The sequence below is a fragment of the Planomonospora sp. ID67723 genome (assembly GCF_015711605.1).
GTDB lineage: Bacteria > Actinomycetota > Actinomycetes > Streptosporangiales > Streptosporangiaceae > Planomonospora_A.
In genome coordinates this window covers 1,760,091-1,786,279 of record NZ_JABTEZ010000002.1, presented here as the reverse complement: position 1 = coordinate 1,786,279, position 26,189 = coordinate 1,760,091, and the positions used below count along the sequence as shown (strand labels likewise).

Annotated in this window: 10 protein-coding genes; 4 read left to right on the top strand and 6 right to left on the bottom strand. The window is 73.2% G+C overall.

Going from position 1 to position 26,189, the window contains the following annotated elements; all coding sequences use genetic code 11:
• Positions 1–17: 17 nt before the first annotated feature.
• The 3 genes from HS041_RS20560 to HS041_RS20550 are packed head-to-tail and all read right to left on the bottom strand — an operon-like array spanning position 18 to position 17,147.
• Positions 18–239, bottom strand: a complete 222-nt coding sequence (locus tag HS041_RS20560) for an MbtH family protein (RefSeq protein ID WP_196442269.1) — start codon at positions 237–239, stop codon at positions 18–20.
• Positions 236–16,051, bottom strand: coding sequence for a non-ribosomal peptide synthetase (locus HS041_RS20555; protein WP_196442268.1), 15,816 nt, complete (start codon positions 16,049–16,051; stop codon positions 236–238). The genes HS041_RS20560 and HS041_RS20555 overlap by 4 nt, the downstream gene beginning before the upstream one ends.
• A gap of 43 nt (positions 16,052–16,094) precedes the next feature.
• On the bottom strand, positions 16,095–17,147 hold the full coding sequence (locus HS041_RS20550; protein ID WP_196442267.1) for an iron-siderophore ABC transporter substrate-binding protein: 1,053 nt from the start codon (positions 17,145–17,147) through the stop codon (positions 16,095–16,097).
• Positions 17,148–17,361: 214 nt separating this feature from the next.
• Between HS041_RS20550 and HS041_RS20545 the strand changes: the two genes are divergently transcribed.
• Together HS041_RS20545 and HS041_RS20540 are read left to right on the top strand one after the other, a co-directional pair.
• Positions 17,362–18,453 carry a FecCD family ABC transporter permease gene (locus HS041_RS20545; protein WP_307845381.1) on the top strand — a complete coding sequence of 364 codons (1,092 nt, stop codon included), beginning with the start codon at positions 17,362–17,364 and terminating at the stop codon, positions 18,451–18,453.
• A gap of 3 nt (positions 18,454–18,456) precedes the next feature.
• Positions 18,457–19,524, top strand: a complete 1,068-nt coding sequence (locus HS041_RS20540; RefSeq protein ID WP_196442265.1) for a FecCD family ABC transporter permease — start codon at positions 18,457–18,459, stop codon at positions 19,522–19,524.
• Between the two features lie 89 nt (positions 19,525–19,613).
• Here the strand turns inward: HS041_RS20540 and HS041_RS20535 are convergent, their stop codons facing one another.
• Positions 19,614–20,930 carry a lysine N(6)-hydroxylase/L-ornithine N(5)-oxygenase family protein gene (locus tag HS041_RS20535; protein ID WP_196442264.1) on the bottom strand — a complete coding sequence of 439 codons (1,317 nt, stop codon included), beginning with the start codon at positions 20,928–20,930 and terminating at the stop codon, positions 19,614–19,616.
• A gap of 166 nt (positions 20,931–21,096) precedes the next feature.
• Between HS041_RS20535 and HS041_RS20530 the strand changes: the two genes are divergently transcribed.
• Entirely contained in the window at positions 21,097–22,044 is a 948-nt protein-coding gene (locus tag HS041_RS20530; protein ID WP_196442263.1) for a methionyl-tRNA formyltransferase, read from the top strand.
• Positions 22,045–22,225: 181 nt separating this feature from the next.
• Here the strand turns inward: HS041_RS20530 and HS041_RS20525 are convergent, their stop codons facing one another.
• A complete protein-coding gene (locus HS041_RS20525; protein ID WP_230879154.1) occupies positions 22,226–22,942 on the bottom strand; it encodes a TetR/AcrR family transcriptional regulator in 717 nt (238 codons plus the stop codon).
• Between the two features lie 256 nt (positions 22,943–23,198).
• Here HS041_RS20525 and HS041_RS20520 point away from each other — a divergent pair, with 256 nt between their 5' ends.
• The gene (locus HS041_RS20520; protein ID WP_196442262.1) at positions 23,199–24,455 is read left to right on the top strand and encodes a YncE family protein; all 1,257 of its coding nucleotides are present in this window, start codon (positions 23,199–23,201) and stop codon (positions 24,453–24,455) included.
• 42 nt (positions 24,456–24,497) lie between these two features.
• Here the strand turns inward: HS041_RS20520 and HS041_RS20515 are convergent, their stop codons facing one another.
• A complete protein-coding gene (locus tag HS041_RS20515; RefSeq protein WP_196442261.1) occupies positions 24,498–26,009 on the bottom strand; it encodes a vanadium-dependent haloperoxidase in 1,512 nt (503 codons plus the stop codon).
• Between the last annotated feature and the right edge of the window lie 180 nt (positions 26,010–26,189).

Sequence of the window (26,189 nt, the reverse complement as noted above, 5' to 3'; positions counted from 1 at the left end):
CCGTCCGCGTGAGCGGGTCAGTTCCGCGTCTCGCCCATGGCCTCGGCCAGGCTGCGCGGGCGCAGGTCCGTCCAGTTCCGCTCCACGTACTCCAGGCAGGCGTCGCGGGAGTCCTCGCCGAAGACCGGCTCCCAGCCCGCCGGCACCTCGGCGAAGGTCGGCCAGAGCGAGTGCTGGCCCTCGCCGTTGACCAGCACCAGGTAGCGGCCCTGGGGGTCCTCGAACGGGTTGGTGCTCATGAGTCGTTCCTCCTGTGGTCGTCGTGGATGGGCGGCCGGTCGGGATCGGCCACCGCCGTCTTCAGGATGCGGACCAGATCGTCCGCGAGCTGCCGGATCGTGTCCCGGTCGAACAGGCCGGTGTCGTACTCCAGCAGGCAGTCCACCGGTCCGTCGCCGCGCGGTTCGAAGAAGCTGAGCGTCAGATCGGCGTTGAGCGCCCCGGTCGGGACCGGTTCGAACGCCGCCCCGATGTCCTCCATCTCCGCCATCCGCGCCTGCTCGTGGTGGACCAGCATCACCCGCGGCGCGGGCAGGCCGAGCTCCCGCGCAACCCGGGCGAAGGGGACGTCCTGCCGGTCGAGCGCGGCGAGGTCGGCCTCCCGGATGCGCGCGAGCAGCTCGCGGAAGGTCGGCTCGCCCGAGGTGTCGGTGCGCAGGATGACCGTGTTGAAGAAGCATCCGACCAGGTCGGTGAGCGCCTCCTCGGTACGGCCCGCGACCAGCGAGGCGATCGGCAGGTCCGTCCCGGCCCCGTGCCGGGTGAGCAGGGTCGCCAGCGCCGCCTGGAGCACCATGAACATGCTGGTGCCCGTCCGCGCGGCGAGGTCGTCGACGGCGGCGTGCAGGACCGGGTCCAGCACGAGATCGACGTGGTCGCCGCGTCCACCGGGCTCACCGGCCCCGCCGGGACCCTGCCCGCGCGGCCGGTCGTACGGCAGCGCTGGGTCGAGGGGCAGCCCGCGCAGGGTCTCCCGCCAGTAGCCGAGCTGCCGGTCGGCGACCCCGCCGAGCAGCTCGTGCGCCCACGACGTGTAGTCGGCGTAGCCCACCGGCAGCTCGCTCCAGGCCGGGGTGTTCCCCCGCCGCCGGGCCGTGTAGGCGGTGACGAGGTCGCGGACCAGCGGCACGATGGACCACTCGTCCACGCCGATGTAGTGCACCGTCAGCAGGAGCGCCTGAGCGCCGGAGCCGTCGGTGAGCAGCCGCGCCCGCAGCGGCGGGCGCCCGGTCAGGTCGGCTTCCTCGGCCGCCAGCGCGCGCAGCCGCTCGTCCAGGTCGGTGACCTGGACGAATTCGAGTCCCTGCGTGGCGGGCTCCTGGACCAGTTCCACCCCCGGCACGGCGGGTTCCCGGGCCGGAGGGCAGATCTCGCCGTCCCGCCCGGCGGACCCGATCGCGGGCTGTCGGCCGCGCTCGGTGAGGACCGTGCGGAGCGGCTCATGGCGTGCGGCGACGTCGGCGAGCGCGGCGGCGAGCGCCTCCGCGTCCAGGCCGCCGGGGGCGCGCAGCGCGAATGCCATGTCGTAGGCCCGGCCGGTCCCGGTGCGGTACCGGGTCCACTGCCACTCCTGGGGCGGCGCGGCCGGCAGGACCGGCGGCCTGCCGGTCCGGGCGAGCCGCGGACGCTGGACGCTCCCGGTCTCGTCCGCGCGGTCGCCCAGGCGCTCGGCCAGCGCCGCCACCGTGGGCGCCTCGAAGACGTCGCGCAGGGCGAGGTCGGCGTCCAGCACCGTGCGGACCCGGCCCAGCAGCCGCATCGCGGACATCGAGTGACCGCCCAGCAGGAAGAAGTTGTCGTGGATCCCCACCTCGGGGAGTTCGAGGATCTCGGCGAACAGCTCCGCCAGGGCCCGCTGCCGCCCGGTGACGGGGCGGGCCGTGCCGGTCAGCGCCGACCAGTCGGGCGCGGGCAGCGCCCGGCGGTCCAGCTTGCCGTTGGGCGTGAGCGGGAGCGGCCCGCCGAGCACCACCACCGCGGCCGGGACCATGTAGTCCGGGAGCAGCTCCGCCACGTGGGCGCGGATCCCGGCCGGGTCGAGCGGGAGGCCGGTCCCGTCGCGGCTGGGAACCGCGTAGCCGACCAGCCTCGGCTCCTGCCCGCTGCGGTCCACCACGACCGCCGCCTGGGCGACGGCCGGGTGCCGGGTCATTGCTCCGGCGATCTCGCCCGGCTCGATCCGGAAGCCGCGGATCTTCACCTGGTCGTCGGCCCGGCCGAGGAAGTCGATGTTCCCGTCGGCACGCCAGCGTGCCCGGTCGCCGGTCCGGTACATCCGCGTGCCGGGCGGGCCGAAGGGGCAGGCCACGAACCGTTCCGCGCTCAGACCGGGCCGTCCCAGGTAGCCGCGGGCGAGGCCGCGGCCGGAGACGTACAGCTCCCCCGCGACGCCGGGCGGCACCGGCCGCAGTCGCGCGTCCAGCACGTACGCACGGGTGTTGGGGTCGGGCACGCCGATGGGCACCGCCCCTGCCCAGCCCGGCTCGGCCGGCCACAGCGTCGAGTTCACCGTCGCCTCGGTCAGTCCGTAGGCCGCCAGCAGCCGCAGGCGCCCGGCCCACCGCGCGATCACGGCGGGCGGCACGGTCTCGGTGCCGACCAGTACGGTGGCGCCCTCCGGCAGCTCGCAGTCGGCGGGCAGGGCCGCCACCAGTGAGGGCGGCAGAATCGCGTGGGTGATCCGCTGCCCGTTCATGAAGTCGGTCAGCTCGCGGCCGGGCACCCGGGCCTCGTCGGGGACGAGCACCAGGCAACCGCCGTGACACAGCGCCATGGACAGCTCGAAGATGGTCACGTCGAAGCCGATCGAGGCGAACTGCAGCACCCGGCTGTCGGGGGTCAGCCCCATCCGGTCGACGGCCGTGGCCACCAGGCTGCCGATCCCCTCGTGCGGGACGAGGACGCCCTTGGGACGGCCGGTCGAGCCCGAGGTGTAGATGACGTAGGCGGCCTGGTCCAAGGCGACGGGCGGGAACGGCCCGCCCGCCTCGATCCCGGCCAGTTCCCCGGCGACCCCGGGGGCGTCGAGCAGCAGCGCGTGCAGCCCGTCGACCTCGGGGATCTTGCCCGCGACCTGCTCGGTCGCCACGACGACTTCCGCCCGCGCGTCGCCGAGCATGTACGCCAGGCGGTCGGCGGGGTGGGCGAGGTCCAGCGGGAGGAAGGCGGCGCCCAGCTTGTTGGCGCCGAGCATCACGGCGACCATCTCCACCGAGCGCGGCACCGCCACGCCGACCACGCTCTCGGCGCGCACGCCGTACCGGGCCAGCAGCCGGGCCATGCGGTCCGACAGCGCGTCCAGCTCCGCGTAGGTGACCGAGCGCGGCCCGTCCACCACGGCGACGGCGCCGGGGCGCTCAGCCGCGCGCCGCCGGAACATCTCCGGGAAGCTCTCCTCCGCCACGATCCGGTCGGTCCGGTTGAAGCCGGTGACGACCTGCGCGCGCTCGGTCTCGGTGAGCACGTCGACGCGGCTGACCGGGAGGCCGGGGTCGGCGGCCACCGCGCCGGCGAGCGCGGCCAGCCGGTCGCCCAGCGTCGCGACCGTGGCCCGGTCGAACAGGTCGGAGCGGTACTCGATCACGCAGGCGATCCGGCCGCTCCCGGCGTCCTCGGCGAAGCTGAACACCAGGTCGAACTTCGCCGTGCGGGCCTCGACCGGCTGCGGCAGCACCTCCAGCCCGGCCATGGCGAAGCCGTCGTCCGCGCGGTTGCGGTAGCCGACCATCACCTGGAACAGCGGGTTGCGGTCGGGCGAGCGCACCGGGTTCAGCTCCTCCACCACGGCCTCGAACGGCACGTCCTGGTGGGAGAAGGCGGCCAGGGCGGTCTCCCGGACCCGGCCGACGAGTTCGGTGAAGGTCGGGTCGCCCGACACGTCGGTACGCAGCACGAGGGTGTTGACGAAGAAGCCGACCAGCTCGTCCAGGGCCCCGTCGGTGCGGCCCGAGATCGGCGCGCCGAGCGGGAGGTCGTCGCCGGCCCCCAGGCGGTGCAGCAGCGCGGCGACCACCGCGTGGCACGCCATGAACATGCTCGCCCCGGCGCCCTGGGCGATCCCGCGCAGGCGCGCGCAGTCCTCCGGGTCCAGCTCGACGACCAGTTCCCCGCCGGACGGGCTCGGCCGCGCCGGATGGGGCCGGTCGGTGGGCAGTTCGAGCTGCTCGGGCGCGCCCCGAAGGGCCTCGGCCCAGTAGGCGAGCTGGCGCGCGGCCAGGCTCCCGGGATCGGAGCGGTCGCCGAGCAGTTCCCGCTGCCAGAGCGTGTAGTCGACGTACTGGACGGGCAGGGGCTCCCACCGGGGTTCCCGCCCGCTGCGGCGGGCGGCGTAGGCGGCCGACAGGTCGCGCAGGAACGGGCCGTCAGACCACTCGTCGGTGGTGATGTGGTGCAGCAGCAGCGCCACCACGTGCTCCTGGGCGCCGAGCCGTACGGCCGTGGCACGCAGGGGAAGCTCGGCGGCCAGGTCGAACGGGCGGCCGAGCACCTCGGACAGGACCTCTCCGAGCCGCTCCTCGTCCGCCTCGACCACCTCCAGGACCGGGCGGGCGGCCTCGGCCGGGACGACGTCCTGGTACGGGCGGCCCTCCCGCTCGGCGACGAGGGTGCGCAGCGCCTCGTGCCGCGCCGCCACGTCGGCCAGCGCGGCCCGCAGGGCCTCGACGTCGAGCGCGCCGCGCAGCCGGATGACGAGCGGGAAGTTGTAGACCGCCGACGGGCCTTCGAGCTGCTCGATCACCCACAGCCGCTGCTGGGCGGACGAGAGCGGGGGCTCGGCGGGCCGCTCGTCCGCGGGCGCCAGGGCCGGGCGCCGTACGGCGTCGGCTGCGACGACCCGGGCCGCCAGCTCGGCGACCGTCGGGGCCTCGAACAGGTCCCGGATGGCCAGTTCGGCGCCGAGCGCGGCACGGGCCCTGCTGACCAGCCGGGTGGCCAGCAGGGAGTGCCCGCCCAGGTCGAAGAAGTCGTCGTCGATCCCGACCTGCTCCACGCCGAGCAGCTCGGCGAAGAGCGCGCACAGGACCCGCTCGTGCGGCGAGCGCGGCGGCCGGCTCCGGCCCCCGGCGGTGACGGCGGGCCGGGGCAGCGCCCGCACGTCCAGCTTGCCGTTCACGGTGAGCGGCAGGCGGTCCACCACCATGAGCGCGGCGGGGACCATGTAGCCGGGCAGCCTGGCCTTCAGCGACTCCCGAAGCGCCGTGACGAGCTCCTCGGCCTCCGAGGGGTCCCCGAGAGCCCGTTCGTCCTGGGGCACGACGTAGCCGACCAGCCGCTTGGCGCCGCCCGGCCCGGAGCCGTCGGCCACGACGGCGGCGTGCGAGACCAGCGGGTGGTCCTCCAGCGCCGCCCCGATCTCCCCCAGCTCGACCCGGTAACCGCGGATCTTCACCTGGTCGTCGGTGCGGCCGAGGAAGTCCAGGTTCCCGTCGGGGCGGCGGCGCACGAGGTCACCGGTGCGGTACATGCGCATCCCCGGCTCGCCGCAGAACGGGTCGGCGACGAAGCTCGCGGCGGTCAGGCCGGGCCTGCGGTGGTAGCCGCGTGCCAGGCCGACGCCGCCGATGTAGAGCTCGCCCGGGGTGCCCGGCGGGACCGGGCGCAGCGCGGAGTCGAGCACGTAGGCGCGGGTGTTCCAGATCGGCCGCCCCACGGTGGAGGTCGGGCTGTCGTCGGTGGAGGCGCCGAGCGTGTTGATCGTGTACTCGGTCGGCCCGTACAGGTTGTAGCCGAAGGTCCCGGGGGTGTCCCTCAGTGTGCTCCAGACCGTCTCCGACACCGCCTCGCCGCCGAGCAGCACCAGCGGGGGCCGGTGCCCGTCGAGCAGGCCCTCCTCGATGAGGTGGTGGGCGTAGGTGGGCGTCACGTTGACGACGTCGACGCGCTCACGGTCGCAGTAGGCCACCAGTGCCTCGGCGTCGCGGCGCAGGTTCTCGTCGCAGACGTGGACCTCGTGCCCCTCGACCAGCCACAGCAGCTCCTCCCACGACATGTCGAAGGCGAAGGAGACCGTGTGGGCGATGCGCAGCCGCCGCCCGCCGGCCGCCGCGATCGCCGGTTCGAAGATGGCCTCGCGGTGGTTGAACTGCATGTTCGTCAGCCCCCGGTAGGGCGTGACGACGCCCTTGGGGCGGCCGGTGGAGCCCGAGGTGAAGATCACGTACGCCGGGTGCTCCAGCCGGTGCGGCAGGTCGCGGGCGAAGGCCGGGCGCTCGCCGTCGGAGAGCGTGCCGGAGGGCAGCGCCGCCAGTGCCGCGGCGGTGACCGGGTCGTCGAGCAGGACGCGCACCACCCCGGTGTCCGGGAGCGTCGCGGCGACCGCCGTGGTGGTCACCACGCACGCCGGGGCGGTGTCCTCCAGCATGAACTCCAGCCGCTCCGCCGGATACTCCAGGTCCAGGGGAAGGTAGGCGGCGCCCGTCTGGAGCACCGCGAACAGCGCCACGACCATGTCGGCCGAGCGCGGCAGGGCCAGCGCGACCACCCGCTCCGGTGCGGCGCCGTGCGCCAGCAGCAGGCGGGTCATGCGGTTGATCCGCGCGTCGAGCTCGGCGTAGGTCAGGCGCTCGGCGCCGAAGACCAGGGCCACCTCCTCCGGGGTGCGCGCCGCCTGCTCGGCCAGCAGCTCGGCGACGGTCGCCGGGGGCAGCGGACGGCGCGTGGCGTCCCACTCCGCGCCGAGGCTGCGCCGCTCGCCCGGCAGGAGCAGGTCGAGCGCGCCGGTCCGCTCCGGCAGGCCGTCCACCAGGCGCTCCAGCACCGCCGTGTAGCGCTCCAGCAGCGCGGCGGCCTCCTCCGGCCCGAACACGTCGGGCCGGTACGACAGCGTCACGCGCAGCCGGGCGCCCTGGGTCACGATGAGGGTGAGCGGATAGTGGGTGGCGTCGATGCCGGCCACGTCCACGATGCCGTTGCGCCGGGTGAACGCGGTCATCCGGTCCTCGCCGTCGGCGTCGCGCAGCACGAAGAGCGTGTCGAAGAGCCTGCGGTGCCCGCTCTCCCGCTGCAGCTCGCCCAGGCCCAGGTGCTCGTACGGCATCAGCGCCACGCGCTCGTCCTGCACCCGCCGCAGGAGGTCGAGCACGGACTCGCGCGGGTCGAAGGAGATCCGCACCGGGACGGTGTTGAGGAACATCCCGATGATGCTCTCCACCTCGGGTACGGCCACCGGCCGGCCCGCGACCGCCGCGCCGAAGACCACGTCGTCGCGGCCGACGGTGGCGGCCAGCATGAGCCCCCAGGCGGCGTTGAGCACGGTGTTGAGGGTCAGGCCGTGCTCGCGGGCCGTGGTGCGCAGCCGGTCGCCGAGCCCGGCGGGGAGCAGGCTGTCGAGGTTCAGCGGGATGACCGGGCGCAGGCCGTCGTCGGCGGGCCGCAGGAGCGTCGGCTCGGTCAGGCCGGACAGGGCCTCGCGCCAGGCCGCCAGCGCCGTCCCGGACTCCTGCCCCGCGAGCCAGGCGAGGTAGTCCCGGTAGGAGCCGGGGGCGGGCAGGCCGCGGTCGTCTCCGGCCTGGTCGTACAGCGCGAACAGCTGCTCCAGGAACAGCCACGCCGACCAGCCGTCCCACAGGATCAGGTGGTGGCTGACCACCAGCCGGTCGTGGTCGCCGAGCCGGATCAGCAACAGCCGCATCAGCGGCGGGCTGGACAGGTCGAAGCGCCGGGTCCGGTCCTCGGCCAGCAGGGCGGCCACCCGCTCGTCCCGCTCGGCGGCGGGCAGGTGGGACAGGTCGATCTCGCTCAGCGGGGAGGGCACGTCGGCGCCGATGAACTGCACCGTCCGGGGCAGCCCCTCGCCGGTGAACCCGGCGCGCAGGCTCGGGTTGCGCGCCAGCAGCGCCGCGCAGGCCGCGCGGAGCCGGTCGGCGTCGATCCGCCCGGCGAACGCGAAGACGTCCTGCGAGGTGTAGACGTCGATCGCGTCCGCGTCGTTGGCGTCGTAGGTGGAGTGGAAGAAGATGCCCTCCTGCAGCGGGGAGAGCGGCCAGACGTCCTCGACCGGGACGGGGCTCGCCATCCGCACCCGGTCGGTCTCCCCGGCGGTCAGGTGGATCAGCTCCGCCTGATTCGCCTGATCCGTGTGACCGGCGTCGGCCGCCTGCGCCCCGGCCGCCGCCGCCAGCGCGGCGGGGGTCCGGTGCGCGAAGACGTCGCGGGGGCTGAGCGGCAGGCCGGCCCGGCGGGCGCGCCCGGAGACGGCGATGGAGGCGATGCTGTCGCCGCCGAGCACGAAGAAGTCGTCGTCCGCCCCGGTCTCGGTCCCGAGGACCTCGGTGAAGATCTGGCAGAGCAGCGCCTCCCGCCCGGTGCGCGGCGCCCGCACCTCCCGCCGGGCGGTTCCGGCGGCCTCCGGGACGGGCAGGGCGGCGCGGTCCACCTTGCCGTTGGGCGTCAGCGGCAGCGCGTCGAGCACGACGACCGCACCGGGGACCATCGGGGCGGGCAGCGCCGCGGCCAGCGCGGAGCGGAGCGCGGCGCCGTCGAGCCGGGCGCCGGGCTCCGGCAGCGCGTAGCCGATCAGGCGCGCGGCGGTCCCCGAGCCGTGGACCACGACCACGGCCCGCGCGACTCCGGACTCGCCCGCCAGCCGCGCCTCGACCTCGCCGAGCTCGACGCGGTTGCCGCGGATCTTGACCTGGTGGTCGGTCCGCCCCAGGTACTCCAGCGCGCCGTCCGCGCGGCGCCGTACCAGGTCGCCGGTGCGGTACATGCGCGTGCCCGGCGGGCCGTACGGGTCGGCGACGAATCGCTCGCCGGTCAGGCCGGGACGGCCGTGGTAGCCGAGGGCCAGCTGGGCTCCGGCGATGTAGAGCTCTCCCGGCACGCCCTGGGGGACGTGCCGCAGGCAGGCGTCGAGGACGTAGAGGCGGGTGTTCCAGACCGGCCCGCCGATCGGGACGGCCTCGCCGCCGGACGGCTGCGACTCGGGCTGCTGCGACTCGGGCTGGTGGGCCCCGTCCTGCCAGGTGACCTGGACCGTGGCCTCGGTGGGCCCGTAGCAGTTGTCCACCGGCACGCCGGTCAGCTCCCGCCAGCGGCGGGCCACCCCGGCGGTCAGCGCCTCGGCGCCGCCGAAGACCTTGCGCAGGCTCGCGGCCCACGCTGAGTCGCCGGCGACCTCGTCGGTGGCCAGGAACGCCTGGATCATCGAGGGGACGATGTCCAGCACGGTGACGCGCCGCTCCTGGATGAGACCGGCCAGGTAGACCGGGTCGAAGTGCCCGCCGGGCTCGGCGAGCACGACGGCGGCCCCGGTGCACAGCGGCCAGAAGATCTGCCAGACGGAGGCATCGAAGCTCGCCGACGCCTGCTGGAGCATGCGGTCGCCGGAGCCCATCCGGAACTCGCCCTGCGCCCACGCGAGATGGCCGGTGATCGCCTGGTGCGTGACGACGACGCCCTTGGGGCGGCCGGTCGATCCCGACGTGTAGATGAGGTAGGCGGGATCGCCGGGCGCGGCCGGGCGCGAGCCGGAGCCGTCGGCGGCAGCGGGCCCCGCCCCGGCGGCGGGCTCGGTCTCCGCGCCGTCGATGACGCCGCCGATGACGACGTGCTCCACGCCGTCCGCCTCGGGGAGCCGTGCGGTCGCCTCCGCCGTGGTGACCACGGCGCGGGCGCCGCAGTCGGCGAGCATGAACGCCAGCCGGTCCGCGGGGTACTCGACGTCCAGGGGCACGTACGCCGCGCCCGACTTCAGCACGCCGAGCAGCGCGACGATCATGTCGATCGAGCGCGGGACCGCCACCGCCACGAACTGCCCCGCACCGATCCCCCGGGCGGCCAGCCGCCGGGCGAGGGCCTCGGCCCGGCGGTCCAGCTCGGCGTAGGAGACCTCCGCCGCACCGGAGATCAGCGCGGTGGCGGCGGGTGACGCGGCGACCTGCGCGCTGAAGGCCGTCGCCAGCGTCTCCTCCGGGAGCGGCCTGACCGCTCCGGTGAGTGCCGCCCGCTCGCGGTCGGCGGCGGGCAGCAGGTCGAACCGGCCGGCCGGGCGGCCGGGGTCCGTGACCATCTCCTCGAGCAACCGCATCAGCCCCGCCGAGAGCCGCGCGGCCGTCCCGGCGTCGAAGCGCTCGGTGTCGTAGTCGAGCCGCAGGTCCAGCCGGTCCCCGGGCACCACGGTGAGGGAGAGGGGATAGTGGGAGGCGTCGCGGACGTCGACCCCGGTGATCTCGAAGGCGCCGCCGGGAGCGCGCAGGTCCCCGGTGACGGGATAGTTCTCGATCACCACGAGGGTGTCGAACAGGCTCCGCGCGTCCGGGTCGGTGAACCCGGCCAGCCGCTGGATCTCCGCCAGCCCGAGGTGCTGGTGGTCGAGCAGGTCCGCCTGGGCGTCCTGCAACCGGGCCAGCAGGTCGGCCGGGCGCTCGTCCGGCCGCCACGTCACCCGCACCGGCAACGTGTTGACCAGCAGGCCCACCATCGACTCGACGCCCTCGACGGCGGCCTGGCGGCCGGAGACGGTGGTGCCGAACACGATGTCACGGCGGCCGGTGAGGCGGCCGGCCAGCAGTCCCCAGGCGCCCTGGATGACGGTGCCCAGCGTCAGCCCGCGCGTCCGCGCCCAGGCGGTCAACCCTGCGGTCAGCTCCTCGGTGAGCTCGGCGCGAACCTGCCCGATCGGCCCGGGAGCGGCCTCACGTCCGGGTACGGCCTCGCGCCCGGCCCGCGCCAGCAGGGTCGGCTCCTCCAGCCCGGACAGCGCCCGCCGCCAGGCCTCGCGTGCCGCCTCCCGGTCACGGTCCCTCAGCCAGGAGAAGTATTCGCGGCAGAGCGAGACCGCGGGGAGAGCGTCGACCGCCGTCTCTCCGGTCGCGTACCCGGCGAGGAGGTCACGCAGCATGATCGGCACTGACCAGCCGTCGGCGACCAGGTGGTGCAGCGTGAGGATCAGCCGGTGGCGGTCCGCGCCGCGGACGAATGCGGCACGCACCAGCGGCGGCGCGGCCAGATCGAACCGGTGGGCCCGCTCCTCCTCCGCGACGGCCTGGACCGTTTCGTCGCCCGTGTCCGGCGCGTCGATCTCCTGCCACGGCACGGTCACCGCGTCGGGGAGGAACTGCACGACCCGCCCGTCGGGCCGCTGCCGGAACCCGGCGCCCAGGAGCGGGTGCCGCTCCAGCAGTCCCCGCACCGCGCGGTGCAGGGCGCCGCCCGCCGAGCCGTCGACGGCTCCGGTCAGCTCGATGACCTGCTGGACGGTGTAGACGTCGGAGGCGTCCTCGTCGAAGAGCGCGTGGAAGAACAACCCCTGCTGGAGCGGCGTGACCGGAAGGACGTCCCGCAGTCCGTGCGGGGCCGCCTCCAGCTCGTCGATCTCGTCCTGCCCGATCTCCACCAGGGGGAAGTCCGAGGGGGTGTGCCCTCCCGCGTCCGGGCCGGACAGGTGCGCGGTGAGTCCCCGCAGCGCCTCCAGCCAGAGGCCGGCCAGCTCGGCGACGCCGGAGTGGTCGAGGACCCCCTCCGGCCACGACCAGGTCGCGCTGAGCTCCGGTCCCGCGGCCCCGTCGCGGACGATCGCGTTGATCTCCAGCGGGTGCCCCGACGGCATCCCCGGGTCGCGGCCGGCCGTCAGCGGCTCGGTGTCGCCGGCGAGCCGCCAGTCCCCGCTCTCGCCCGCCCGGAAGCGGCCCAGGTAGTTGAAGAGCAGCTGCGGCTGCGGCGCAGCGGCCAGCGCACCCGCCGTCTCCTCGTTCAGGTGGCGCAGCTGCCCGTAGCCCAGGCCGGCCCCGGGCAGGGCCCGCAACTGCTCCTTCACCTGCTTGAGCGCGCGACCGGCGGCGGGCCCGCCGGCCCGGAACTGCTCCCAGTCGACGTCGTCGGCGTCGATCCGGACGGGGAAGACGCTGGTGAACCAGCCCACGGTGCGGGACAGGTCGGCCCCGCCCGCCAGGTCGTCCTGCTCGCGCCCGTGGCCCTCCAGCTCCAGCAGGAGTCCCCGGCCCGCACCCGGGCCGGGATCCGAGCCGGAGCCGCTCGGGCGGTCATGACGCCAGCGGGCGACGGCGACGGCGAGCGCGGTCAGCAGAACGTCGTTGACCGTGCCGTGGTAGGCGGCGGGGAGGTCGGCGAGCAGCGGGGCGGTCTGGTCGCCGGACAGCGACACCGTCAGCGAACGCTCGCTCGCCGCCGTGTCGGCCGCCGGGTCCAGCGGACGCAGGCCGAGTGCCGGGGCGGGCTCGCGGAGCAGGTCCTGCCAGGTCTCCAGCTCGGCCCGGCGGGAGGCGGTCAGCGCGTCCGCGGCCAGCATCCGCGACCAGCGCGGGAAGGAGGTGCCGACCGGCGGCAGGGCGACCGGCTGCCCGGCGGCGAGGGCCTCGGCGGCCTGGGCGAGATCGGCCAGCAGGATGCGCCAGGACACCCCGTCGACGACGAGGTGGTGGGCGACCAGAACCAGCCGTCCGGGGGCGTGCCGCCCGGCGTCGAGCCAGACCGCCTGGAGCATCCGGCCGTCGTCGGGGGCCAGCCGGCCCACGGCCCGGCGGCGGTGCTCGGCGATCACCTCGTTCAGGATGTCCGCACCGTCCGAAAGGTTCGTCTCGTGCGGGGTGTTCGTAGCGGGGAGGGCACTCGCGCCGATCTCGACCCGCTCCAGGAGGTCGGCCGCCCGGACCGTGCCCGGCGGCGGGACCTCCAGGGCCCAGTCATCGGCCCGCACCAGCCGGGCGCGCAGCATTCCGTGGTGGTCGAGTACGGCCTGCAGGGTGGCGGCTAGCACCTCGGCAGTGAGGTCCGCCGGAACCTGCAGTGTCACGGCCTGGTAGAAGCCGTCGATCGGCCCGCCGGTCTCCGCGCGCTCGCGCAGCCAATGGACGATCGGGGTCGCCGGCGCGGTGCCGACGCCGGGGTCGTGAACCTGCTCCGGGGCCTGACCGGCCCGTTCGCGGGCGAGCGCGGCGACGGTCCGGAGCCGGAAGACGTCACGGGGGGTGATGACCAGCCCGGCGCGACGGGCCCGGTTCACCAGCTGGATCGCGACGATGCTGTCGCCGCCGAGCTCGAAGAAGCTGTCCTGGACGCCCACCGCGGGCAGCCCGAGCAGCTCGGCGAACAGCTCCGCGAGGACGCGCTCGGCGGGGGTGGACGGGGCGGCGCCGCCCGCCTGCGCGGTCCACTCCGGCTCCGGCAGGGCCTTCTTGTCCAGCTTGCCGTTCGGGGTCAGCGGGAGCACCCCGTCCAGCACCACGATCGTGCCGGGCACCATGTGGTCCGGGAGCGAGCCCGCCACCAGGCTCCGCACCTCCGCCACGTCGACGCCTCCGGCGTCGGTTCCCGTCACGTGTGTTTCCGTCACATAGGCCACGAGCCGCTTGACGCCGCGGTGGTCCTCGCGGGCGACGACCGCCGCCTGCGCGACGGCGGGATGGGCCATCAGGGCGCTCTCGATCTCACCGGGCTCGATGCGGTGGCCCCGGATCTTGAGCTGGCCGTCCTCGCGGCCGAGGAAGTCGAGGTTGCCGTCGGCGCGCCAGCGGGCCCGGTCGCCGGTGCGGTACATGCGCGATCCCGGCGCGCCGAACGGGTCGGCGACGAAGCGCTCGGCGGTCAGGCCATGCCGGCCGAGGTAGCCGCGCGCCAGGCCGCGGCCGGCGACGTACAGCTCGCCCACGGTGCCGGGCGGCACGGGCCGCAGCGCGGAGTCGAGCACGTAGCAGCGGGTGCCCGGGTCCGGCACCCCGATCGGGACCGGACCGGGCTGGTCGGGGTCGGCGAGCCAGAGCGTGGAGTTGACGGTCGCCTCGGTCAGGCCGTACGCCACCACCACCTGCATCCGCCGTCCCCAGCGGGCGATCAGTTCGGCCGGGACGGCCTCGGTGCCCACCACGAGCACCCCCCCGGCGGGCAGTTCGCAGTCGGCGGGCAGCGCGGCCACCAGCGACGGCGGCAGGATCATGTGGGTCGCGCGGTGCTCGGCGAGATAGTCGGTCAGCTCGTGGCCGGCGACGCGGCGCTCGGCCGGGACGACGATGACGGTACCGCCCACGCACAGGGACATGACCAGATCCCAGACGGCCACGTCGAAGCCGACCGACGCGAACTGCACGACGCGGCTGGCGGCGTCCACACCGAGCCGCTCGGCGGCGGTGGCGATGAGGCTGCCGATGCCGTCGTGGGAGACCACCACTCCCTTGGGGCGTCCGGTCGATCCCGAGGTGTAGATGACGTAGGCGGCCCGGTCCAGCTCCGGGCCGGCCGCCTCGGCGAGGTCGGCGTCCTCCAGCGCGGCCAGCTCCGCGGTGACGGCGGGGTCGTCCAGCAGCAGGCGGGGCACGGCGGACTCGGGGAAGTCGGGAAGGTCGCCGGCGAGGGCGGTCACGGAGACGACGGCACGCGCCCGCGCGTCCTCGACCATGTACGTGATGCGGTCGGCCGGGTGGTCGGAGTCGAGGGGGAGGTAGGCGGCGCCCGCCTTCATCACGCCGAGCAGCGCGACGACCATGTCGGCCGAGCGCGGCACGGCGACCGCGACGACGTCCTCGGTGGTCACCCCGCTGCGGCGCAGCAGCCGCGCCAGGCGGTTGGCGCGGCCGTTGAGCTCCGCGTACGACAGCCGCTGCGCCTCGCAGACCAGGGCGGTCGCGTCCGGAGTACGGGCCGCCCGCTGCTCGAACGCCGCGGTCCACGACAGTTCCCGGACCTCCGGCTGCGTGCCGGCGAACCGGGTGAGCACCAGCTCGCGCTCGTCGGCGGAGGCCAGGTCGATCGAGCCCAGCGGCCGGTCCGGATGGGCGGCCATCGCCTCCAGCACCGACAGGAGGCGCCGTTCGTGCCGGGCGAGCTCGTCGGGGTCGCACACATCGGCGTCGGCGTCGAGGTCGATGCGCAGGCCCTGCCCGGCGGGCCGGTCGTAGACGGCGACGGACAGGTCGCCGACCGGGCCGAGGGACAGGTAGTGGACGGTGCCGGACAGGTCACCGAACCGGATCTCCCCGTGGAACGGCATGACGTTGACGGTGGGACCGATGAGGGCGCGCAGGCCCTCGGCACGCCCCAGTTCCCTGGCCAGGTCCTCCCCGCGGTAGCGCGCGTGCTCGCCCAGCTCGCGGACCCGCCCGGCGATGTCCTGGACGAGCTGCGCGGGCGTCGTGCCGGGCCGCACCGTCAGCCGCAGCGGCAGGACGTTGGACACCATGCCGGGGGTGTATTTCAGCTCGGGGTCCAGACGGGCGGTCACCGGCAGGCCGAGCACCACGTCCTGCTCGCCGGTGACCCGGTGCAGGTAGGCCGCCACGGCGGCGATGGCCAGGCGCGACAGGCGGGTCCCGGCGGAGGCGGCGGCCTCGCGCAGCCGCTCGGTGCGCTCGGCGGACAGCTCCGCGGTGCGCCGCCGGGTCCGGGCCGCCTGCGCGGGCGGGCACTCCACCAGCCGGGCGGGCTCGGCGGGCAGGCCGGCGAGCCGCTCGTGCCAGAAGCCGCGGTCGGCCGCGTGCCGGGCCGAGCCGCGGTAGTCCGTGTCACCGGCCACCAGGCTGCTCAGGGACCAGTCCTGCGCGAGCGCCGCGCCCTCCTCGGGCCCCGAGCCGTACAGCTCGGCGGTGCGGTGGATGAGCTGCAGGATCCCGAACCCGTCGGTGAGCAGGTGGTGGTAGCGCTGGTACCACCACAGGCCGCGCTCGCCCAGATCCAGCAGTGCGTGCGCGAACAGGGGACCGCGGGCGAGATCGGTCGCGCGGCCGGCCGAGGCGAGGTCGGCGTCCATCCAGGCGCGGGCCGCCGCCTCCGGATCGGCCTCTTCCGCCAGGTCCACCACCGCGGGTGACCAGTCACCGGGCGCGCGGAGCACCTGGGCGGGCTTCCCTCCGTCTTCGACGAAGACCGCGTGCAGGGGCTCGGCCTCCCGTACGGCACGGCGCACCGCGGCGGCCAGCCGGGACACGTCGGGCGCCTGCCGTTCGGTGGCGGTGTCCGCCCGTCCCCGGACGGGTCCGGGAAGCTCGACGTAGCAGCCGATGGTGTAGGCCGGGCTGTCCGGCTCGATCTGCTGGGCCAGCCAGATTCCCGTCTGCGCTCCGGTCAGAGGCAGCGCGAAACCGTCACCGAACATCGTCTTCATGCCTTCCGTGGCCTACCGCGGTGGATATCGTCGAACTGGAGGATCACTTCTTGAGCAGCGGCACGACCTGCTCGACGGCATACGGGATGCTGAGCACCGTGTTGAAGGACAGCGCCGCACCGATCGGCGGGTCCTGGTAGGTCAGGAAGAGGTCGCGGCCCTCCTTGGCGACCTTCAGCTCCTTGTAGACCTTGTCGTTCTTGATGCGCTCCCAGGGCTCCTTGCCGGTGGTGAGCCACACCAGCCGGTCGACCTCCAGCATGTTCAGGCCCTCGGAGCCGAACTCCGCGACGTTGGACGCGCCGGCCTGCTTGGTGATCTCCTCGGGGATGGTGAAGCCCAGCTCGGCCAGGAACGCCGACTTGGGGTCGCCCTTCTGGAAGGCGGAGTACTGGCCGGGCTTGAAGCTGTCGGCGGCGACCGCCGTCTTGCCCGCCCACTGCGGGTTGTCCTTGCGCACCTGGGCGAACCGCTCGCCGATCCCGGCGATGAGCTGCTCCGCCTTGGCCTCCTCACCGAGTGCGCGGCCGGCCAGGCGGGTGATGTCCTGCCACGGGGCGGCGTAGGGGTCGTAGCCCTTGGGCTGCGCGACCACCGGGGCGATCTTCGAGAGCTGGTCGTAGTGCTCCTTCTGGATGCCGGAGTACATGGCGAAGATCAGATCGGGCTTGAGCGCGACCAGCTTCTCGAACTTGACGCCGTCCTCGCGCAGGCCGAGCACCGTGGGCTCGGCCCCTCCCCACGCCTGCTTCGCCCACGGCCAGTCGGTGAACGGGCTGCGCTGGAACCAGTCCACCACGCCGATCGGCTTGTGGCCGAGCGCCAGCACCGGCTCGTGGTCGCTCAGGCCGAAGGTGACGATCCGCTCCGGCTTCTTGGTGATCTCCGTCGTGCCGTACAGGTGCTCGACCTTCACGGGGAAGGCGCCCGCCGGAGCGGAGGAGGCCGCACCCGCGCTCGACGGTGCCGCGGTGCTTTCACCGGACCCGCCCGCGCTGCCGCAGGCGGCCGCCGCGGTCAGCGCCAGTACGGCGAGGGCCGCCAGCAGGTGCCTGAGCGGCCGGGCGCCTGTGATGGAGGTGGAGGGATGGGCCATCGTTTCCTCTTCGAACTCGGGTCGGCGTGCGGGCCGTCTTCCGGCCTCCGGCATCCCTGTGGGACCACCGGCCGGATGGCACGCGCCGTACCGGCGGACAACATCAACAAGGAGATACTAAGGTTAGCCTTACCTACATTCAATTCCGCTTCAAGCCTTGCATATCACTGCGAACTGAGGTATGCCTTACCTAAAAGTCCATGATGGGATCTTCGTGACACCCCAGAAAACCTCGCCTCCGACCGGGGCGTCACCAGACCGTGACACCGCACAGGGGACACCCATCGGTACGGCGAGGCCGCGATCGGCCCGGCGCCCGCGGCTGGTCATCGCGGCTGCGGCCTCCCTGGTCGGACTGTGCCTGCTGTCGCTGGCGGTGGGGAGCCGGGCCATCCCTCTCGACCAGGTGGTGCGCGCCCTCCTCGACCCCGGCCATCCCGGACTCGACACCGAGGTGGAGGCCATCGTCCGGGGCACCCGGCTGATCCGCACCCTGGTCGCCGTGCTCGCCGGCGCCGCACTGGGCCTGGCCGGAGCGGTCATGCAAGGACTGACCCGCAACCCGCTGGCCGACCCCGGCCTGCTGGGCGTCAGCGCGGGCGCGGCCTTCGGCATCGTCACGGCCACCGGCGTGCTCGGCATCACCACGCTGGCGGCCTCGATCTGGTTCGCCTTCGCGGGTTCCGCGGTCGCCGCCTGCGTGGTCTACCTGCTGGGCAGCCGGGGCGGCGGCGCCTCCCCGGTCAAGCTGGCCCTCGCCGGAGTCGCCGTAACCTACCTGCTGGACTCTCTGACCAGCGGTGTCGCACTGACCGACCCCGAGTCGCTGGACCGCTACCGCTACTGGTCGTCGGGCTCCCTGACCGGGCACGACGGCGACGCGCTGCTGGGCATCGCACCGTTCCTCGCCGTCGGCGCGATACTGGCGTTGAGCACCGCACCGGCGCTCAACAGCCTCTCCCTCGGCGACGACGTCGCCACCGCGCTGGGCCGCCGGCTGGGCCTGGTCCGCCTGAACACCGCGCTGGCGGTCATGCTGCTGACCGGCGCGACGGTGGCGGTCACCGGCCCGATCGTATTCGTCGGCCTGGTGGTGCCCCATCTCGTCCGGATGGTCACCGGTCCCGACCATCGCTGGCTGCTGCCGGGCACGATGCTGGTCGCGCCGTGCCTGCTGCTGGCCGCCGACATCATCGGGCGCGTCGTGGCGCGTCCGCAGGAGATCGACGTGAGCCTGATCGCCGCGTTCCTCGGAGCGCCGTTCTTCATCGCCCTGGTCCGCCGCCGACGGCTCGCGGAGCTGTGAGCGATGTCCGGACTCGAACTGACCCGCTCCGGCCGGCGCGTCGCCTTCCGGCTGACCCGGCCCGGCGTCTCCGGCGTCCTTCGCCTGCGCCTGGCCCTGGTGTGGCTGACCCTCGCCGTCGCCGCCGCCGGGACCTTCTGCCTGACCGTGGGCATCGGCAGCGGTGACTACACCGTCCCGCTGGGCGAGCTGCTGCCGGCGCTGTGGGGCACGGGCGAGCCCGCCACGGTGTTCGTGGTCCAGGAGCTGCGCCTGCCGCGGGCCGCGGTGGCCCTGCTCGGCGGCACCGCCTTCGGCATGGCCGGCGCGATCTTCCAGGCCGTCACCCGCAATCCGCTCGCCAGCCCCGACATGCTCGGCATCACCCAGGGAGCCGGTGCCGCCGTGGCCGCCGGGATCGTCCTCGGCACCGGACCGGGGCTGAGCACGCAGACGCTGGGACTCGCGGGCGCCCTCGGCGCCGGCCTGCTGATCTACCTGCTGGCCTGGAACCGGGGCACCACCGGGTACCGGATCGTCCTGGTGGGCATCGGGATCAGCTGGATGTGCGTCAGCCTCACCTACTACCTGCTGAGCCGGGCCGAGCTGTACCAGGCGCAGAAGATGCTGGGCTGGCTCGTGGGCAACCTCAACGACCGGGGCTGGGCCCACGCCGAACCCCTGGCCCTGGCCCTGGCGGTGCTGGTGCCACCGGTGCTGCTGCTCGGGCGGCTGCAGCGGGCACTGCTCCTGGGTGACGAGGTGGCCGCGGGGCTGGGCGCTCCGGTGCAGCGCGTCCGCATGGCCCTGCTGATGTGCGGGGCCGCTCTGGCCGCCTTCGCCACCGCCGCGGCCGGCCCGGTCCTGTTCGTCGCGCTGGCCGCACCGCAGATCGCCCAGCGGCTGGCCCGCTCCCCCGCCCCGCCGGTCACCTCCGCGGCCCTCACCGGTTCGGCGATCGTGCTGGTGAGCGATCTGATCAGCCAGCGGCTCCTGCATGACACGGTCCTGCCGGTCGGCGTGGTGACCGGGGTGCTCGGCGCGCCGTTCCTGCTCTGGCAGCTCAGCCGTACCGGCCGGACCGGCTCCTGATGTCCGGAGGCCGGCGCCCCGGAGCGCGCCCGGGCGGCCGGGGCGGACCCGCGCGTCTCCCCCGCCGGCGGGCGGGGGAGACGCCGGCCTCAGCGCTGGAGCGCGTAGGCGGAGCGGCCGGCTTCCCGCCGCCGCCCGGCGACCGAGCGGACGATCTCTCCGACCCGCACGGCGGTGTTGGACAGCAGGGTCGAGGTGATGCCGTGAGTGTGCTCGGTGGCGCCCTGCACGTAGATGCCGCAGCGCACCGCGTCGGTGGTGACGACCCGGTAGTCGCGGTCGATGCGCAGGCCGCCCCCGGGCAGGCGCAGGCAGTGCTCTCCGGCCTCGCCCAGCAGGGTGAGGGGGTCACCGGACCGGTAACCGGTGGCGTAGACGAGGAGGTCGGCGTCCAGCACGGTGCGCTCCCCGGTCGGCAGGAACTCGACCGTGGCCCGCAGGCCGGTCGCCGCCTCGGCCACGTCGACGAGCCGGGAGGCGTTGAAGATGCGCAGCCGCTCGATGCCGCGGACCTTCTCCTGGTAGTGGCGCCGGTAGAGCTCGTCGATGAGCTCGAGGTCGACCACCGAGTAGTTGGTCGAGGCGTGGTAGCGCCGCAGCGTCTCCTTGACCTCCTCGGGCGCGGCGTAGAAGTGGTCGACCGCCGCGGGGTCGAAGATGCGGTTGGCGAAGGAGCTGTCGTCGGCGGGGGTGTAGCCGTACTTGGTGAAGACGGCGCACACCTCGGCGTCGGGGAAGGAGCCGTGCAGGTAGTCCGTCACCTCGGCCGCGCTCTGGCCGGCCCCGACCACGACCATCCGCTGCGGGTCGCGCAGCTCCGGCACCCGGATGAGCAGTTCCTCGCTGTGCCAGACGCGCTCGTCGCTCACCACGCCCTCGGGCAGGACCGGTTCCAGGCCCGTGGCGATCACCAGGTTGCGGGTCCGCCGGGTGGTCAGCTCGTCGCCCCGGCCGCCCTGCCGTACCACCACGTCGAAGTACTCGATCATCCCGTCGGCGGTGACCGGCGTGACCGCGACGACCTCCGATCCGTACTCCACCTGATCGGCGAACGGCGCGGCGGCCCACTCCAGGTAGTCGTGGAACTCCAGCCGCGAGGGGAACATCGTCTTGTGGTTGATGAAGTCGATCAGCCGGTCCTTGTCCTGCAGGTAGCGCAGGAAGCTGAACTCGCTCGTCGGGTTCCTCATCGTGACCAGGTCCTTCAGGAAGGACACCTGCATGGTCGCGTCCTGCAGGAGCATCCCCCGGTGCCAGCCGAAGGCCGGCTGCTTCTCGAAGAACACCGCATCGATCGGGTCGCCCGTCTGCGCGCCGTGCTCTCGCAACGCGATCGCCAGCGCGAGGTTGGACGGTCCGAAACCGATGCCGACAAGGTCGTGGACACGCTTCTCCGACGGAGACATCTGGGGCCTTTCCTGGAGTGGACTCAACGGGGGCGGAAGCCGTACGGCACGCCCCGATGACCGCAGGCGTGCATTTCGGCGGCTTCCAATGATCCGAAATTTAGTTTAGGTTAGCCTCACCTAATAAAACCCTAACCGGCCTTGATCCACCTGACAAGGAGAGACCATGCGGATCGCGATGTTCGGCTACCAGACATGGGGGCACCGAACGCTGCAGGCGCTCCTGGACTCCGGACACGAGATCGTCCTCGTGGTGACGCATCCCAGGAGCGACCACGCCTACGAGAAGATCTGGGACGACTCGGTGGCCGAACTGGCCGAGGCGCACGGCGTCCCGGTGCTGCTGCGCAACCGCCCCGACGACGAGGAGCTGATGCTGCGGCTCAAGGAGGCCCGCCTGGACCTCATCGTCGCCAACAACTGGCGGACCTGGATCCCGCCGGAGATCTTCACCCTCCCCCGGCACGGCACCCTGAACGTGCACGACTCGCTGCTGCCCGCCTACGCGGGGTTCTCCCCCCTCATCTGGGCGTTGATCAACGGCGAGGAGGAGGTCGGGGTCACCGCGCACATGATGAACGAGGAACTGGACGCCGGCGGCATCGTGCTGCAGCGCGCCGTTCCCGTCGGGCCCGCCGACACCGCCACCGACCTGTTCCACCGCACCGTCGACCTGATCGGACCCGTCGTCCACGAATCGCTCGCCCTCATCGCCTCCGGGCGGACCGACTGGACCCCTCAGGACCGGTCCAAGGCCAGCTTCTTCCACAAGAGGTCCGTCGAGGACGGCAACATCGACTGGACCTGGCCCGCCGAGGACATCGAGCGCCTGGTCCGGGCGCAGTCGGACCCGTATCCGAACGCCTTCACCCACTACAAGGGCGAGCGCATCCGCGTGCTGAAGGCCTCGGTCTCCAAGGGCGTCTACGGCGGCACCCCCGGCCGCGTCTTCATCCGCGAAGGCGACGGCGTGGTCATCGTCGCGGGCGCGGACGCCCGCCGCGGGCGCAGCCACGGCCTGGTCATCGAACGCGTCCGCACCGAGGACGGCACCGACCTGCCCGCCACCGAGGTCTTCCGCACCATGGGCGGATATCTCACCAGGACGGCCTGAACGTCAGCAGGACGGCTGCGGCGCGACCGCGATGAGCATGACGCCGCGCACAGGCGTCATGAACAACGCGGTCGCGGCTCCCGCCGGTGGGCGGCGCGCCCGTCCCGGCCCCCACCCGGGCGATCCGCCCCTCCGTCCGCCACCACTTCCCGATCTCGCTCCGGACCGCCGCGCGGGCGGGTCAGGCCGGCGCGCAGGGTCCGGGCGGGCGGTGGCCGGGTGCGGCGGGCGACGGCATGGTGCGGAGGTTGGCCACGAGCATCCGCAGGAGTTCGTCGGTGATCTGGTCGAGGGTGGCGTCGACCCAGCCGACGGTCCAGTCGTGCATGAGGCCGTTGACGGCTCCGATGAACGCGGCTGCGCTGATGCGGTAGTCGCGGGAGGGGAGTTCGCCGCGGTCGACGGCGGCTTCGGCTTGTGCGCAGATGAAGTCGATCCAGCGGACGCGACGGTCCAGGCGCTGGCGGTCCACGCGGGGGCTGACGCCGATGATCTCGACGAAGGCGACACGGGTGTGGCGGGGATCGGTGGTGGCTCCGGCGGCGTAGGCGCGGAACAACCGGGTGCAGCGGTCGATGAGGTCCAGGTGCTGCACCTGGGGGAGGACGGCCAGGACTGCCTGCTCGGCGACGTCGTTGACGTACAGGTGCAGCTCGGCCAGCAGGTCCTCCAGGGTGTGGAACTCCTCGTAGAACTGGCGGGTGGACAGCCCTGCGGCCTTGCAGACATCAGTGATCTTGGTGGCGCGGTAGCCGGGGCCGCCGCCGAACAGATCCAGGCCCGCCTGCAGGAAGCGCCCGCGGCGTTCGGCCTGCCGCTCCGTGGCCGGCCTGCCCCCGTACCGGCCCGTCGCCGGTGTGATCCTGCCCGCCACCGCGCCCTCCGCTCTGCGATGCATTGATTTTCTCGCATTGGGTCTTGTGGCGGGCATCACACGTGCCTACCATCCAGTAACAAACTCTGAATATTGAGATATTCAGAGTTGACGGGATCCGCCGCGGGCCCCGATGTCTGCGGACTCTCCCGCCCTGCCCGACCACCGTCCGGTTGCTCCGCTTCGTCCGAGTGAAGGCCCCGCAGGCCGTCACACCGTTCCTGAGGCGCGGAGTCCGTTCCGCGCTCCTCCCGCCCCTCCCGCCCCCCGGAGGAAGAACATGCGCGCTCCGTCCCCTGCACGCTGGCGCAACTCCCTGATCGTCGGCGCCGTGGCGGCCGTCGGCGTCGTGTCCGGCGTCCCCGCCGGTCCCGCGAGCGCCGCCCCCGCACTGCAGGAGGTGATGCTGGTCGGCAACAACTGGGCCGGCACCGCCGACGTCATCACGTCCGCCGGCGACTTCGCCAGGATCGGCCGGATCAACCTCGTCCCCGACAAGAACGAGCGGCTGCGCGAGATCTACAGCAACCCGATCCGGCTGGCCTTCTTCCTGGGCATCCGGGAGACCGCCGGCGAGGGCCACGACCAGTACGTCGACGATATGTACACCACCTCCGACGGCTCGGCCATCGTGGTGTCGCGGCCCAGCTTCGCCGACGTCGCCTCCATCGACACCGCCACCGGCAGGCTCAGGTGGCGCTTCCCCGTCTCGGGCTTCCGCTCCGACCACATGGCGGTCTCCCCCGACGGCACCCGCGTGGCGGTGTCGGCCTCCACCGGCAACACCGTCCATGTCCTGGACATCGGCACCGGGCGGCAGGTCGGCTCCTTCAGGACCGGCGACAAGCCGCACGAGAACGTCTTCACCGACGACGGCAGGTACATCTGGAACATGTCGATCGGCGAGGTCAACAACGACTTCGACGCCCCGTCCCAGGACTGGCTGAAGGGCGACCGAAAGATCACCATCGCGGATGCCGCCACCTACAGGACCGTCAGGACCATCGACATGCGACAGCGCCTGAACGCCTTCGGACGCAAGGACCTGTCCGACGCGGTCCGGCCCGTCGCCTTCACCCCGGACGAATCGAGGCTGTACTTCCAGGTGTCGTTCTTCAACGGCTTCCTGGAGTACGACGTCGCCACCGACAGGATCCTCCGGGTCAAGACGCTGCCGAAGAACCCCGCCACCAGCGATGACCGCACCACCTACGTCAACGACTCCCGCCACCACGGCATGTCCATGAGCCCCGACGGTGCCAAACTCTGCATCGCCGGGACCATGGACGGCTATGCCACCGTCGTCGACCGCGCCTCCCTGCAGGAGGGACCGCTGGTGCCCGCCGCCAAGCCGTACTGGGCGACGGTCAGCGGCGACGGGAGGGCCTGCGTCATCTCCGAGAGCGCCGCCGACCAGGTCACCGCTATCGACTTCGCCACCGGTCAGAAGATCGTCTCCGTGCCGGTGGGCGACCACCCCCAGCGGGTCCGCCTGGCCCACCTCCCGGTCGGCTGGACCGGCCCGACCGGCGGCTGACTCCCCCTCGGTACCCTCCGGCCGGGCCGAATCCCTATCCGATCAGGGGTTGGGGCACGTGGAGATGCACGTCAGCTTGTTCGCGTAGACGTAGGAGGCGATCTTCTCACCGAGTTCGAGTCCGTCGGTGGCGTCCCACGGATAGTGCACGCCCAGATAGACGCGGCTGTCGGCGTTCTCCTTCGCCGCCTGGCTGAAGCTGGTGAAGTTCTTGGTGCGCACCGGGGCGTGCGGGTCCTCGCTGGTGAGCTGGACGGGGACGTTGTCGGTGCCGAAGAACCGCTTCATGACCCCGGCCCAGGCACCGGCGAAAGCGGCGTGGCCGGAGGCCCAGGCCGGGAAACAGGGGGAGAAGCTGACCCCGTCACGACCGGCCGACAGGGGGCGCCAGTTCGGGTCCAGCCCCCCGTCGCGGATCGCCGACTCCGGCCGCCACAGGTCGATCGGCGTGCGGTACTTGACGTCCCACTCGGCGATGGCGGCGTCGGCCATCGCCAGCGACACCAGGGTGAACAGGCGGGCGTTCTCGTACTTGCTGGTGATCCCCCGCTGCTTGGCCACCAGGCGGGTGTGCTCGATCAGCTGGCCCGGCGGCTTGTAGGTGCCGTCCAGGTCGTTGGCCCAGAACCAGGCGGCCGCAGTCTGCGCCGTGGTGCGCTCGTTGCGGGTGGCCGCCGTGGAGGCGGCCCCGCCCAACCGGCGCACCTCCGCGACCTGCTGCTGGTAGGCGGGGCTGTTCAGCAGTTCCGCATAGCTCGAATACGTCTCCGGCGTCGGCGGCCGGAACACCGAGCCGCTGGTGATCGCGAACGGTTTGACCTCGCCCCACCTGGGCGCGACGGCGTCGGCGGCCGACGCGCACGAGCTTCCGGGCCCCCCGGTGGGCCGCCACGCGCCGGGCTGGCCGTCCAGGACGTAGACCGTGGAGTCATCGGAGCCGTCACCGGCGCGGTCGTTGCGCATTCTGGTGACGACCGAGCTGACCACCTGGATGTCCAGGTAGTCGTCGGCGGTCGGCTCGGTTCCGAACCTGGCCTTGAAGCGCTGGTCCAGATAGTCGGTCTGGTCGGGGCTGTCCATGAGCTTGTTCGCCCCGAAGAGGTCGAGGAGGATGTTGTAGGCCGTACGCCCGATGACCCGCTCCTCCTCGTCCGGGGTCTCGACGAAGGAGAAGTAACTCCCGGCCTGCAGGTACGGACGGTACTTCCGGACCTTCCACTTGTCGTGGTACATGGTCTCGGCGTCGAAGATCGCCGCGTTCATCATCGCGGCCGCCCGGGCCAGCCTGCCCGGGGCCGCGTCCCGCCCCTTGAGGTTGCGGAACACCTGGACCAGGGTGCTGTTCCAGTACTGGGTCGGATCGCCCTCATAGTTCGGGGCTGCGGCGGCGGCCGGCTGCGCCGTGACTGTCACCGAACCGGTGGCCATGAGCAGGGCGGCGGCCACGGCGGCCACTCCCCTGCGCGCTTTTCCCCTCCCCGCCGGTCCGGCGGTGCGGGGAAGTCCCCCCGCACCGTCCACGCCCACCGGCATGTTGTCCCTCTGCGATCTCATGCGCTCTCCCGCTGTGTATGCGTGCGCCCTCCGCACGCCGTCTCGGCGTGCGGAGGGCGCACCGGGGCCTGACGAACGCGATCAGCAAAACATTCGGAGATCGACCCGGGCGTCCCCTGGAAAGTCGAGATCCATCGTGACTTTGGCGGTAGGACTGCAGGGATTTCCACCTTTTGCGGT

Coding starts and splice junctions, on each gene's coding strand:
- HS041_RS20555 (WP_196442268.1), bottom strand. CDS start 16,051: ATGAAGACGATGTTCGGTGACGGTTTCGCGCTGCCTCTGACCGGAGCG.
- HS041_RS20530 (WP_196442263.1), top strand. CDS start 21,097: ATGCGGATCGCGATGTTCGGCTACCAGACATGGGGGCACCGAACGCTG.
- HS041_RS20515 (WP_196442261.1), bottom strand. CDS start 26,009: ATGAGATCGCAGAGGGACAACATGCCGGTGGGCGTGGACGGTGCGGGG.
- HS041_RS20520 (WP_196442262.1), top strand. CDS start 23,199: ATGCGCGCTCCGTCCCCTGCACGCTGGCGCAACTCCCTGATCGTCGGC.
- HS041_RS20525 (WP_230879154.1), bottom strand. CDS start 22,942: ATGCATCGCAGAGCGGAGGGCGCGGTGGCGGGCAGGATCACACCGGCG.
- HS041_RS20550 (WP_196442267.1), bottom strand. CDS start 17,147: ATGGCCCATCCCTCCACCTCCATCACAGGCGCCCGGCCGCTCAGGCAC.
- HS041_RS20535 (WP_196442264.1), bottom strand. CDS start 20,930: ATGTCTCCGTCGGAGAAGCGTGTCCACGACCTTGTCGGCATCGGTTTC.
- HS041_RS20560 (WP_196442269.1), bottom strand. CDS start 239: ATGAGCACCAACCCGTTCGAGGACCCCCAGGGCCGCTACCTGGTGCTG.
- HS041_RS20540 (WP_196442265.1), top strand. CDS start 18,457: ATGTCCGGACTCGAACTGACCCGCTCCGGCCGGCGCGTCGCCTTCCGG.